The 11,370-nt window shown below is 66.9% G+C and carries 14 protein-coding genes; 11 read left to right on the top strand and 3 right to left on the bottom strand.

Translation table 11 applies throughout. The features are described 5' to 3' along the window. The first annotated feature begins 137 nt into the window (after nucleotides 1-137). The 5 genes from ACYU8W_RS11530 to ACYU8W_RS11510 all read left to right on the top strand — a co-directional run bounded on the left by ACYU8W_RS11530 (nucleotide 138) and on the right by ACYU8W_RS11510 (nucleotide 4,262). Entirely contained in the window at nucleotides 138-569 is a 432-nt protein-coding gene (locus tag ACYU8W_RS11530; protein WP_499469198.1) for a hypothetical protein, read from the top strand. Continuing rightward, on the top strand, nucleotides 463-927 hold the full coding sequence (locus tag ACYU8W_RS11525) for a M57 family metalloprotease (RefSeq protein WP_499469196.1): 465 nt from the start codon (nucleotides 463-465) through the stop codon (nucleotides 925-927). Before ACYU8W_RS11530 ends, ACYU8W_RS11525 begins: the two co-directional genes overlap by 107 nt. A gap of 130 nt (nucleotides 928-1,057) precedes the next feature. Continuing rightward, nucleotides 1,058-1,369 carry an SRPBCC family protein gene (locus tag ACYU8W_RS11520; RefSeq protein WP_499469195.1) on the top strand — a complete coding sequence of 104 codons (312 nt, stop codon included), beginning with the start codon at nucleotides 1,058-1,060 and terminating at the stop codon, nucleotides 1,367-1,369. After that, complete coding sequence (locus tag ACYU8W_RS11515; protein WP_499469194.1) at nucleotides 1,366-2,895, top strand: ATP-dependent DNA ligase; 1,530 nt, start codon at nucleotides 1,366-1,368, stop codon at nucleotides 2,893-2,895. The genes ACYU8W_RS11520 and ACYU8W_RS11515 overlap by 4 nt, the downstream gene beginning before the upstream one ends. Before the next feature lie 38 nt (nucleotides 2,896-2,933). Further along, nucleotides 2,934-4,262 (top strand): M20/M25/M40 family metallo-hydrolase, encoded by a 1,329-nt coding sequence (locus tag ACYU8W_RS11510; RefSeq protein ID WP_499469192.1) that lies wholly within the window; start codon nucleotides 2,934-2,936, stop codon nucleotides 4,260-4,262. A gap of 20 nt (nucleotides 4,263-4,282) precedes the next feature. On the opposite strand, the gene ACYU8W_RS11505 is transcribed toward ACYU8W_RS11510, so the two are convergent. Beyond that, complete coding sequence (locus tag ACYU8W_RS11505) at nucleotides 4,283-4,468, bottom strand: DUF5703 family protein (RefSeq protein WP_129626864.1); 186 nt, start codon at nucleotides 4,466-4,468, stop codon at nucleotides 4,283-4,285. Between the two features lie 39 nt (nucleotides 4,469-4,507). On the opposite strand from ACYU8W_RS11505, the gene ACYU8W_RS11500 reads away from it, so the two are divergent. Further along, a complete protein-coding gene (locus tag ACYU8W_RS11500; RefSeq protein ID WP_499469190.1) occupies nucleotides 4,508-4,879 on the top strand; it encodes a hypothetical protein in 372 nt (123 codons plus the stop codon). An 11-nt stretch (nucleotides 4,880-4,890) separates the two neighbouring features. On the opposite strand, the gene ACYU8W_RS11495 is transcribed toward ACYU8W_RS11500, so the two are convergent. Then, entirely contained in the window at nucleotides 4,891-5,829 is a 939-nt protein-coding gene (locus tag ACYU8W_RS11495; RefSeq protein ID WP_499469189.1) for an aldo/keto reductase, read from the bottom strand. A gap of 69 nt (nucleotides 5,830-5,898) precedes the next feature. Between ACYU8W_RS11495 and ACYU8W_RS11490 the strand changes: the two genes are divergently transcribed. The 5 genes from ACYU8W_RS11490 (at nucleotide 5,899) to mshC (ending at nucleotide 10,343) form a co-directional block, all read left to right on the top strand. Continuing rightward, entirely contained in the window at nucleotides 5,899-6,960 is a 1,062-nt protein-coding gene (locus tag ACYU8W_RS11490) for an LLM class F420-dependent oxidoreductase (protein WP_499469187.1), read from the top strand. Continuing rightward, complete coding sequence (locus tag ACYU8W_RS11485; RefSeq protein WP_499469185.1) at nucleotides 6,957-7,664, top strand: MSMEG_4193 family putative phosphomutase; 708 nt, start codon at nucleotides 6,957-6,959, stop codon at nucleotides 7,662-7,664. Before ACYU8W_RS11490 ends, ACYU8W_RS11485 begins: the two co-directional genes overlap by 4 nt. A 22-nt stretch (nucleotides 7,665-7,686) precedes the next feature. Continuing rightward, nucleotides 7,687-8,226, top strand: coding sequence for a DUF3090 domain-containing protein (locus ACYU8W_RS11480; RefSeq protein ID WP_499469183.1), 540 nt, complete (start codon nucleotides 7,687-7,689; stop codon nucleotides 8,224-8,226). Next, on the top strand, nucleotides 8,204-9,013 hold the full coding sequence (locus ACYU8W_RS11475) for an SCO1664 family protein (RefSeq protein ID WP_499469182.1): 810 nt from the start codon (nucleotides 8,204-8,206) through the stop codon (nucleotides 9,011-9,013). The genes ACYU8W_RS11480 and ACYU8W_RS11475 overlap by 23 nt, the downstream gene beginning before the upstream one ends. Nucleotides 9,014-9,089: 76 nt before the next feature. Continuing rightward, a complete protein-coding gene (gene mshC, locus ACYU8W_RS11470) occupies nucleotides 9,090-10,343 on the top strand; it encodes a cysteine--1-D-myo-inosityl 2-amino-2-deoxy-alpha-D-glucopyranoside ligase (protein WP_499469180.1) in 1,254 nt (417 codons plus the stop codon). An 81-nt stretch (nucleotides 10,344-10,424) separates the two neighbouring features. On the opposite strand, the gene ACYU8W_RS11465 is transcribed toward mshC, so the two are convergent. After that, nucleotides 10,425-11,285, bottom strand: a complete 861-nt coding sequence (locus tag ACYU8W_RS11465; RefSeq protein WP_499469178.1) for a PAC2 family protein — start codon at nucleotides 11,283-11,285, stop codon at nucleotides 10,425-10,427. Nucleotides 11,286-11,370: the final 85 nt, after the last annotated feature.

Raw genomic sequence — 11,370 nt, 5'->3', positions numbered from 1 at the left:
ATGCGGCTTCACCAACATGGACAACTACCGAAGGCGCATCATGGTCCACATCGCCCTCACCCGAGGGCAGAGACCAGCAGCATGAAATCAGCACACGCCCCGCTCAAATGCGGAGAGCCAGTAAGGGATCCTTTCCGATGAGTCACTGCATCACCCGTGTCGCCGCTGCAACCGTCGACGCCTTCGGCGTCGCAGGGGCGTCTTTCGCATCGGCCGCGCCGAGCTTCGAGGAGTTCGCGGCGAGCACCTACCAGGACACGGACAAGCAGTACATCGTCAACGGTGACGAACCGCTCTCGAACAAGGGCGAACTCAAGGACTACTACACCGAGATGACCACTCCGCCCGAGAAGGACGGTCTGATCATCAACCGCACCTACACCGGCGACGACAAGTGGACCGCGACCCAGGCGAGGAGCCTGACTTACTGCGTCTCGACGAAGTTCGGCAGCGAGCACGCCGATGTCGCGGCCGCGATGCAGTCGGGGGCGGGCCAGTGGGAGTCGGCGTCGTCCGGCATCGACTTTCATCCACGACTCCAGCCAGGACGCCAATTGTTCGACCAGTAACAACAATGTGGTGATCTCGGTCGAGCCGGCCGCCTCCAACTCCTCCTACATCGCCCGTGCGTTCTTCCCGAGCTCCAGCAAGTCCGAGCGGAACGTCCTGGTGAACACAGGTCAGTTGTTCAGCGCAGGCTCCTGGACGCCGTCGAACATCATGGCGCACGAACTGGGCCACACGCTCGGCTTCCGTCACGAGCACACCCGTCCCGAGGCCGGCACCTGCTTCGAGGACAACAATTGGTTGCCGCTGACGCCCTACGACGCCTCGTCCATCATGCATTACCCGCAGTGCAACGGCGCCTCGAGCGATCTGTCGATGAGCCCGGACGACGTCACGGGTGTCAAGAAGGTCTACGGCTGATCCGAACCTCGTTTCTCCTCCTGGGTCCGCGGGTGCGGCGCTGCTCGACAGCGCGGCACCCGCGAACCGTTATCGGGTGGCAACTGTGCTGGAAGATGGAGCCATCTGACCGAGTGACCAGGAGTGGACCATGACTGAGACCGTCGAGATCGAGCGAGTCTTCAATACTGCGCCGCGACGTCTGTTCCGGGCGTGGACCGACGCGGTCGAACTCGCCACCTGGTGGGGCACGAGCGAGCCCGAACCTGACTTCGTCGAGGTCGTGCCCGACGAGCGCGTGACGACCGTGGACGAGGCGCTCGTGGTGACTTTCGCAACGAATCCGGCCGGTTCGAAACTCGTTGTGCAGCAACAGACCTCGAACGACCCCGACGAGATGCGGCGGCTCTGGACGCAGCGCCTGGACCAGCTGGACGAGTTGGTCAGCCCGGGCGCCCGATGACCCTCTTCGCGCAGGTCGCGGACGTCTCGCGCCGGGTCGGCGCCACGCGGTCACGCAACGAGAAGGTTGCGTTGATCGCGCAGGCGCTGCGTGACGCCCGGCCCGAGGAGCGCGCGGTGATCGCCGACTACCTCGCCGGCACGCTGCCGCAGCGCAGGGTCGGGATCGGCGGACGATCGCTGCGCTCGAACCCTTCGGATGCGGTCGAGGAAGCTTCGGTCGACGTCCTCGACCTGGACGCGACGCTCACCCGGATGGAAGATCTGCATGGCACCGGGTCGAACACCCGGCGCCGGGAGATGCTCGACGAGTTGTGGGGTCGGCTGAGCGAACAAGAACGGCGGTTGCTGACCGGCCTGCTGCTTGGCGACGCTCGTCAAGGCGCGGGAGACGGAGTCATGCTCAAAGCGATCGCGGCCGCGGCGCAGGTGAAGGAGACCGACGTGCGGCGAGCCGTCATGCTGGCTGGTCGTACCGGTCCAGTGGCGGCCATCGCGCTGGACGGCGGGGCGCCTGCTCTTAAGGAGGTGCGCCTCGAGGTCGGGCGCCCGCTGCGTCCGATGCTCGCGGGGTCGAGTCCGGACGTGGAGTCCGTGGTCGAGGAGCCGGGGGAGTGGACGGTCGAGGTGAAACTCGACGGAATTCGCCTGCAAGCACACAAGATCGGTGACGAGGTCCGGTTGTTCACCCGCAGCCTGGACGACATCACCGCCCGACTCCCGGACGTGGTCGAGGTGGTGCGCGCACTACCGGCGAAGGAGGCGGTCCTCGACGGCGAGGCCATCGCCCTGCGTCCCGACGGTCGCCCCGAACCGTTCCAGGTGACCGGCGCTCGCACGGCCAGCAGCGCCGACCCCGACGAACTACGCCGCAACGTCCCGCTCACCGCGTTGTTCTTCGATCTCATGCATCTGGACGGAGACGACCTCGTCGACGAACCGCTGCACGTCCGACGAGAGCGACTCGAACGCCTGGTGCCGCAACAGCACGTCGTGACTGCGGTCCGTCCGACGAATTCCGCTGCGGCGCAGGAGTTCTTCGAGGACTGGGTGGGCCGAGGACACGAAGGGGTGGTCGCCAAACGCCTCGACTCGGTCTATGCCGCCGGACGCCGGGGCAGCGGGTGGGTCAAGGTGAAACCACGTCACACGCTCGACCTCGTCGTGCTCGCTGTCGAGGAAGGCAGCGGTCGACGCACGGGCTTCCTGTCGAACATCCATCTGGGCGCCCGTGACCCGAACACCGGTGACTTCATCATGCTCGGCAAGACCTTCAAGGGAATGACCGACGAGATGCTCGCCTGGCAGACCGAGCGGTTCACCGACCTCATGACCGACCGCGACGACTGGGTGGTGCGGGTGCGTCCGGAGCAGGTCGTCGAGATCGCGTTCGACGGCCTGCAGAAATCGACCAGGTATCCCGGCGGAGTCGCGCTGCGGTTCGCGCGAGTGCTGCGTTACCGCGACGACAAGACCGCCGAGCAGGCCGACACGATCGACGAGGTACGGCGTTTGGCACAGTGGTAGCAGACCGACGAGACCGGCAAGTAGACGCAGGAGCAGCGATGAACGATCAGCAACAGACCCGAGCGCGGGACGAGGTCGTGCGTATCTGTCAGGACCTCATCGGCATCGACACCAGCAATTACGGCAACGACAAAGGCCCCGGCGAGCGCAAGGCCGCCGAGTACGTGATGTCGGAGTTCACCGAGGTGGGCCTGGATCCTGAACTCATCGAAAGTGAGCCCGGCCGCGCGAGCGTCGTCGTCCGTATCGAAGGGGAGGACTCCTCGCGCGGTGCGCTGGTCGTCCACGGCCACCTCGACGTCGTGCCCGCGAATGCCGAGGACTGGCAGGTCGATCCGTTCGCCGCCGAGATCAAGGACGACTGCCTGTGGGGACGCGGCGCGGTCGACATGAAGGACATGGACGCGATGATCATCGCGAACGTGCGCGAACTCGTCCGCTCCGGCAGGAAGCCGCCGCGCGACCTGATCATCGGCATGTTCGCCGACGAGGAGGCCGGCGGAGCCAAGGGCGCGAACTGGCTGGTCGAGCACCGTCCGGAACTGTTCGAGGGCGCGACCGAAGCAGTGAGCGAGGTGGGCGGCTACAGCGTCACGGTGCCCAAGAAGGCCGGGGGACAGCAGCGCGTCTACCTGTTGCAGACCGCCGAGAAGGGCATCGCCTGGTTGCGTCTGGTGGCTCACGGACGGGCCGGTCACGGATCGGTGCCGAACGACGAGAACGCCGTGGTCCGACTCGCAGAGGCGATCGCACGCATCAACGCTCACTACTGGCCGCGCGAGTACATCGCCAGCGTCTCGCTGCTCCTCGACGGCCTGAGCGAGATCACCGGCATCACCTACTCGCCGGACGACGCGGGCGAGCTGCTCGCGACCATCGGCGGCGCACGGGGGTTCGTCGAAGGAACGCTGCGCGACACCTCCAATTTCACGATGCTCAACAGCGGCTACAAGCACAACGTCATTCCGCAATCAGCGTCGGCGAGCCTGGACTGCCGGTTCCTTCCCGGCCACGAGAACGAGTTGATGAGCACAATCGAACGCCTTGCGGGTGAGTTCGTCGAGGTGCAGATCGTGCACAAGGACATCGCGTTGGACGCACCGGTCGAAGGACCGCTGGTCGACAAGATGAAGCAGGCACTCGCCACCCAGGACCCGGACGCGGCAGTGCTGCCGTACTGCCTCTCCGGTGGCACGGACAACAAGTCGCTCGCGAAACTCGGCGTCGTCGGCTACGGGTTCGCCCCGCTGCGGCTGCCGGCCGACCTCGACTTCGCGCCGATGTTCCACGGCATCGACGAGCGAGTTCCGTTGGAATCGCTACGGTTCGGAGCCGACGTGCTCGGTGAGTTCATGCGCGACTGCTGACCGGCGCCGACCGATCGAACTCAGGCGGTGCGGCGCACCCGGATGATCCGGCGCCGCAACCACACCTTGCGCAGACCGCCCAGATAGAGCCGGGTGCGGGCCAATTCCCAATGCCCGTACTCGGCGTGATCGGTCAGCGTCTGGCGCACGACGGAGCGCTCCACGTCTCGCGGGAACGTCAGCACCTGGTACTCGTACTCGGTCATCGCTGCCTATTGTGCGTCAGAGCCGATAGCGTTCGGTGCATGAGCGTCGACCCGCGTGCCGCCCTCTCCTTCTTCATCAACGCCGTGGAACGGCATTTCGAACTCGCGTCCAGCGGACGCGGCAACGACGACCCCCATGTCCAGGAGGCCGCCGACTCGCTCGCCGACGCCTTCGAGACCTACGAGGACGCGCTGTACGAGGCGTACGGGCTCAATACCCCTTTCTTCCTGCCCGCCGACGAGGACGACTTCGACGACGACCTCGATGAAGATGAAGACGAAGACGAAGACTCGGACGATGAGGAAGAGGACGACGATGACGAGGTCGACCTGAGCGAGTTCGAGGACGACGACGATGACGAGCCGTACCGCGGGTTCGAGGTCGACGACATCGACTACGAGTCGGAATAGTCAGCAGCTCCTCAGCGCGCGGAGACCTCGTCGAGCGCCTGACGGATCGCCGGGGCGATGTCGAGCCGCTGGGACGCGAGCGCGGCGCGCAACTGGGTCTGCTTACGAGCTCCGACGACGCAACTGCTGAGTGCCGGACGTTCGCGCAACCAGGCCAGCGCCACCTCGGTCTGCGAGACGCCGAGCCCGTCAGCCGCCGTCGCGACGGCCTTCATCACAGGCCCGTCCGCCGCACCGAGCATCTGGTCGGCCCAACGCGGGTGATCGCCCGAGCTCGCCCGGCTCTCGGCCGGGACGCCACCACGGTACTTGCCGGTGAGCACCCCACCGGCCAACGGTGACCACGCCATCACCCCGAGCCCTAGCGCGTCTGCAGCCGGCAGAATCTCGGCCTCAGCCGACCGGTCGAGCAGGCTGTACTGAACCTGGTTGGCCACCAAGGGAATTCGCAGTCGCTGCGCCTCACCGGCGACGATCGCCGACTGCCAACCGGAGTAATTGGAAACCCCGACGTAGCGGGCCTTGCCCGACGTCACCGCGCACTCCAACGCTCCGAGCGTCTCCTGCCAGGGCACCTCGTCCGACCAGCTGTGCACCAGCCAGAGGTCCATATGCTCGGTGCCGAGTCGGGTGAGGGACGCGTCCAACTGGGTCAGCAGCGCACCACGGGAGGTGTCGACCACCCGCTGCCCGGTACGACGCGAGATACCGGCCTTTCCGACAAGGACGAGGTCCTCGCGGTGCAGGCCCTCGATGAGGGACCCGATGATCGTCTCGCTGCCGCCGTCGGCGTACCCGTACGCGGTGTCGATCGTGGTGCCACCGGCGTCCAGATAGTCCTCGAGCAACAGGCGCGCGTCGTCCTCGTCGACCTGGGTGCCCCAGTTCATCGTGCCGAGAGTGAGCGTAGAAACGGTCAGTCCGCTGCGACCGAGGGAGCGCGAAAGCATGGCCCCAACCTATCGGCGGCCACGCGGGCGACCCCGCTGACGCACCGTGGAGCGAGTACCGTTCCAAACATGCGACTTGCGCTCAATGTGGGCTACTGGGGAACGACCGGCACCGACGACCTCGACGGCATGCTCGCCCTGGCGAAGGCCGCCGACGAGCATCGGTACGACGTCGTCTGGCTGGCGGAGGCGTACGGCTCCGACATCCCGAGCCTGACCGGTTACCTGGCTGCACACACCGAACACGTCGGGTATGGCGCCGCGATCATGCAGATTCCCGGTCGCAGCCCGGCGATGACCGCGATGACCGCGGCGACGCTCGACCGGATCACCGGCGGACGCTTTCACCTGGGCCTCGGTGTCTCCGGGCCGCAGGTCAGCGAGGGCTGGCACGGTGTCAGGTTCGCCGATCCGCTGGGTCGCACCCGTGAGTACGTCGAGATCGTCCGGCAGGCACTCGGTCGTCAGAACGTGGAGTTCCACGGCAAGCACTTCGATCTACCGCTGCCGGACGGCCCGGGCAAGTCTCTGCGGCTGCTCTTGCTGCCCGAACGGGAGAATGTGCCGATCTACCTGGCCTCGCTCGGTCCGAAGAACCTCGCGCTCACCGGCGAGATCGCCGACGGCTGGATCGGCATCTTCGTCAGCCCCGAACACCTGCCCGAGCAACTCGAGACGATCGCGGGCGGCCGGGCGAAGTCCGACCTGACGATGGACGGGTTCGACGTCGTCGCCTCCGTCAACGTGAGCATGGCCGACAACGTCGACACCGCAGCCGATCGGCTGCGCGGCCACGCCGCTCTCTACATCGGTGGCATGGGCTCGAGGGACAAGAACTTCTATCACGCGCTCGCCACCCGGATGGGCTTCGAGAAGCACGCAGACCACGTCCAGGATCTGTTCCTGGCCAAGCAGCACCGCGACGCGGCCGCAGCCGTGCCGCGCGAGTTCATCGAACGCACCGCGATGGTCGCAGACGCAGAAGCGATCCGCGCCCGGCTGCGTGCCTATGCGAAAGCCGGCGTGACGACGCTCGCGGTTTCGCCGTGGATGGACAGCATGCAGGAGCGGATCGAACTGCTCGGACTCATCGCACGATTGATGGACGACGAGGGACTGCGTTCCTCGTGACCACCGTGTTGTTGCTGCGGCACGGGCGGACCGCGGCGAACGCCGCCGGGCTGCTGGCCGGCTGGACCGAGGGTGTCGGTCTCGACGACACCGGCAAGGAGCAGGTGACCGCGCTCGGCCGACGGCTGCTCGATGTTCCGTTGGCCGGCGTGGTGACCAGCCCGTTGCAGCGCTGCCGTGAGACGACGGACGCGATCGTCTCCGGGCGTGAGGTCGAGGTGACGGTCGACGAGGGCGTGGGGGAGTGCCACTACGGCGGTTGGACGAACCGGCCGCTCAAAGAGCTGGCGAAGGAAGACCTCTGGCGCACTGTGCAGGATCACCCGAGCGCGGCCACATTTCCTGCGAGCGAGCAGTACCGGCACGAGTCGATCGCCCAGATGCAGTTGCGAGCGGTCGAGACGATGCGGCACTACGACGCACATTTCGAGCAACAGGTCGGTGCGCACGCGGTGTGGGCGCTGGTGTCCCACGGTGACGTGATCAAGTCGATCCTCGCCGAATGTCTCGGTGAGCACATCGACCAGTTCCAGCGCATCACCGTCGGTCCGGCCTCGCTGAGCGCCGTGCGGCTCACCGCTACGCGGCCGTTCGTGCTGCGGATCAACGACACCGGTAGCGATCCCGCCGACCTCGTGCCGAAGCCCGATCAGGCGAAGGACGCCGAGGCAACTGTCGGCGGTGGCTCGACCGCGCAGGGCTGAGCCGCGGCGTTAGGGTCGGTACATGCCGTTGATCGAGTACGTGGACCCCGACAGGTTCGTCGCGGGCACCGTCGGCCCTGCGGGCCAGCGCACCTTCTTCCTGCAGGCCGTCGACGGCCGCCGGATCACCAGCGTGTCGCTGGAGAAGGCGCAGGTCGCGATGCTTGCCGAGCGGATCGATGAACTGCTCGACCAGCTGGATGCCACCGCTGACGTCCCGGTCATGGAGCCGGACAACGAGCCACTGAGCACCCCGATCGATGATGAATTCCGGGTGGGCACCCTCACTCTTGCCTGGGATCCGGAGACGCTGCGCGTGATCGTGGAGTGCCTCGATTCCACCGTGTCGGTCGAGGTGGACGAATCGGGCGAACCGTCCGTCGCCGTCGACGAACCCGACAGCACCATGCTCCGCGTCGCGGTGCAGCCGCAGATGGCGCGCGAATTCACCCGTCGTGCAACGGCATTGCTTGAGCAGGGCCGTCCGCCGTGCCCGCTCTGCGGCGACCCGCTGAACCCGAACGGCCATGTCTGTCCCCGTGCCAACGGATACAAGCGCTGACGACCAGGTGCTGCGGCTGCTGGCCGACAGCGACCTGGAGATCGAAGGACGGCTGGTCGATGCGTCCAATGTCGCGCTGCGTGTCTGGGTGGGCGAGGGTGAGAAGCGAACAGCCGCGGTCTACAAGCCGATTCGAGGCGAACGACCCTTGTGGGACTTCCCCGACGGGTCCCTCGCCGGACGCGAGCTGGCGGCCTCGTACGTCTCGGACGCCACCGGCTGGAACTTCGTGCCCAGGACGGTCCTGCGGGACGGGCCGCTCGGGCCGGGCACCGTTCAGCAGTGGGTCGGACCGCTCGAGGGGCGGGAGGACCCCGACTTCGTCCGCATCGACGCGCCGGCTGACGTCCCGGACGGCAACGTCCCTGTGCTCGCCGTCCGGGACGAGACAGATCGACCGCTGGTCGTCTCGCACAGCGACACCCCGCGCCTGCGCACGCTCGCGGTGTTCGACGCACTGCTGAACAACGCCGACCGCAAGGCGAGTGCGCTGCTGGCGGACGACGCCACGTTCTGGGCCATCGATCACGGCCTGTGCTTCCACGAGGAGCAGAAGCTGCGGACGGTGTTCTGGGGCTTCGCCGGTGAGCCCATCGCCGCCACGGATATCGCTGCGCTGCAACGCTTTTCCGAGGCACTTGACGGCGGGCTTGTGGCGCAGTTGGAGCCCTTGCTCACGCTCTCTGAGATCGAGGCATTGCACGAAAGGCTGCACGGCCTGCTCGCCGACGGCGTGATGCCCGAGGTGCCCGAGGACCGGCATCCGCTGCCGTGGCCACTGTGGTGACCCGTGGTGGCACTGTGGTGAACGGCTCAGCCGACCGTCTCGTGAGCAAGCCCGCCCGACAACTAGGCTCTACGCCGTGAAGTCCTGGTCTCAGCCGTCCTTTCCCCGCCTGGCGAAAGCGGCACCCGCCCTGCGGTTGCGCGACGAACACACCGGTGAACTCGAGGTCGTCCCGACGAAAGACCCGGTCGGCGTATACGTCTGCGGGATCACCCCGTACGACACGACGCACCTCGGGCACGCCGCCACCTATGTGACCTTCGACCTCGCGATCCGCGCACTGCGCAACGCCGGCCACGACGTCACCTATGTACAGAACGTCACCGACATCGACGACCCGCTGCTCGAACGGGCAGCGCGCGACGGCATCGACTGGCAGGACCTCGCCCAGCGTGAGATCGACATCTTCCACGCCGACATGGAGGCCCTGCGCAACCTTCCCCCCCAGCACTACGTCGGCGTCGTCGAGACGATGCCTCGCCATGTCGAGGTCATTTCGCGACTGGTCGCGGAAGGCGTGGCGTACGGCCTGCCGGTGGACGCGTCCGAAGCCGGGCAGGACGGCGTCCAGGACTTCTATCTCGACCTGTCGACCCAGCCCAGCTTCGGTGAAACAAGCGGCTGGAACCGCGAGCAGATGTTGGAAGTGTTCGCCGACCGCGGGGGAGACCCCGACCGCCCGGGCAAGCGCGACGTGCTCGACCCGCTGCTCTGGCGCGGTTGGCGCAAGGGCGAACCCCATTGGGACGGAGTCGAACTCGGCCCCGGACGCCCCGGCTGGCACCTGGAATGCACGACGATCGCGCTGGACCACCTCGGCATGGGATTCACCCTGCAGGGCGGCGGCACCGACCTCGTCTTTCCCCACCACGAGATGTCAGCGGTCCAGGCGGAAGCGCTGACCGGGAAGAGCCCGTTCGCGCACCGTTACGCCCACCAGGCGATGGTGGCCTACGACGGCGAGAAGATGAGCAAGTCGCTGGGCAACCTGGTCAAGGTCTCCCAACTACGCGCGGAGGGCGTCGACCCGATGGCCGTGCGCCTGGTCGTCCTTGACCACCACTACGCCCTCGACTGGGAGTACACCGACGACCAGCTCGAGAGTGCGAAGGAGCGCCTGGCGACTTGGCGCGACGTCGCGTCCCGAGCCGGCGATGACGATGCGGACCAACTCGCCGACGCGATCACCGCTGCACTCGCCGACGATCTCGACGCACCCGCCGCGTTGCAGGCCATGGACGCGTGGGCGGCCGATCACGTCCGGGCCGACGCCGGCCCTTCACCGCGCGTCACCGACGCGATCGACGCCGCCCTCGGCATCGCCCTCTGACAACGGGCCACCCGCCGACGATGACTCTCGATGCATGAGGGCACTCCGTATACGGAGTGCCCTCATGCATTTTGCGTTCCCTCAGGGGCGAGGGCCGGGGCCGCCCTCGTCGCGACGGCGCAGGTACTTCTCGAACTCGCGAGCGATCGCGTCGCCGCTGGCTTCGGGCAGGTCGGTGGTGGCTTGGGCCCGTTCGAGGGCCTCGATGTACTCGGCGATCTCCTCGTCGGCGGCGGCAAGTTCGTCGACGCCGCGCTCCCACGCCGCTGACTCGTCCGGAAGTTCACCGCGGTCGATCACGGTGTCCAGCAGTTCCTCGAGCTTGACCACCATTGCCAATGTCGCCTTCGGGGACGGGGCGGTCGCGGCGTAGTGGGGCACTGCCGCCCAGACCGAAAGACTCGAGATGCCAGTGCGATTGGCGGTGTCGGTCAGCACGCCGACGATGCCGACCGGGCCCTCGTACTCACTGGGCTCGACGTCGTAGCGCTGCTGCATGTCCGGATGTTCGGCAGTCACCGACACCGGCATCGGACGACGGTGTGGCACGTCGGCCAGTAGTCCGCCGAGCGTGATGAGCAGGGAGATGTCGGACTCCACGGCGAGCGACAGCAACTCCTGGACGAACTGCATCCATCGGAACGACGGCTCGATGCCGTGCACCAGCAGGACGTCGCGGTCGAGCGGGGTGTCACGGGCCAGGTAGACCCGGGTCGTGGGCCACTCGATCTGCCGTGATTCGGGACCACCGACCACACGTGGCCGGTTCACCTGGAAGTCGTAGTACTCGGCGGGGTCGATCGCCGCGACCAGATCGGCGTCCCATACCTCGATCAGGTGCGCGACGGTGCTCGTGGCCACCTCGCCGGCGTCGTTCCAGCCCTCGAACGCGGCGATCATGATGGGATCGTCGAGCAGTGGGATGTCCTCGATCTCGATCACGTGATTCGTCCCTTCATCCCTGGTTTGCCCGTCCGGGTTCGACGGCTTCGATCCAGGGTACGGAGTGATCGACCACGCCTCGGCG

Source organism: Yimella radicis (assembly GCF_054778255.1).
Note: the sequence above shows the minus strand (reverse complement) of the source record. Positions and strands in the feature narration are given on the sequence as shown.

What these genes read in the sequence shown, in the direction of transcription:
- ACYU8W_RS11530 (WP_499469198.1), top strand. Translation starts at nt 138, where the DNA reads ATGAGTCACTGCATCACCCGTGTCGCCGCTGCAACCGTCGACGCCTTC.
- ACYU8W_RS11525 (WP_499469196.1), top strand. Translation starts at nt 463, where the DNA reads ATGTCGCGGCCGCGATGCAGTCGGGGGCGGGCCAGTGGGAGTCGGCGT.
- ACYU8W_RS11520 (WP_499469195.1), top strand. Translation starts at nt 1,058, where the DNA reads ATGACTGAGACCGTCGAGATCGAGCGAGTCTTCAATACTGCGCCGCGA.
- ACYU8W_RS11515 (WP_499469194.1), top strand. Translation starts at nt 1,366, where the DNA reads ATGACCCTCTTCGCGCAGGTCGCGGACGTCTCGCGCCGGGTCGGCGCC.
- ACYU8W_RS11510 (WP_499469192.1), top strand. Translation starts at nt 2,934, where the DNA reads ATGAACGATCAGCAACAGACCCGAGCGCGGGACGAGGTCGTGCGTATC.
- ACYU8W_RS11505 (WP_129626864.1), bottom strand. Translation starts at nt 4,468, where the DNA reads ATGACCGAGTACGAGTACCAGGTGCTGACGTTCCCGCGAGACGTGGAG.
- ACYU8W_RS11500 (WP_499469190.1), top strand. Translation starts at nt 4,508, where the DNA reads ATGAGCGTCGACCCGCGTGCCGCCCTCTCCTTCTTCATCAACGCCGTG.
- ACYU8W_RS11495 (WP_499469189.1), bottom strand. Translation starts at nt 5,829, where the DNA reads ATGCTTTCGCGCTCCCTCGGTCGCAGCGGACTGACCGTTTCTACGCTC.
- ACYU8W_RS11490 (WP_499469187.1), top strand. Translation starts at nt 5,899, where the DNA reads ATGCGACTTGCGCTCAATGTGGGCTACTGGGGAACGACCGGCACCGAC.
- ACYU8W_RS11480 (WP_499469183.1), top strand. Translation starts at nt 7,687, where the DNA reads ATGCCGTTGATCGAGTACGTGGACCCCGACAGGTTCGTCGCGGGCACC.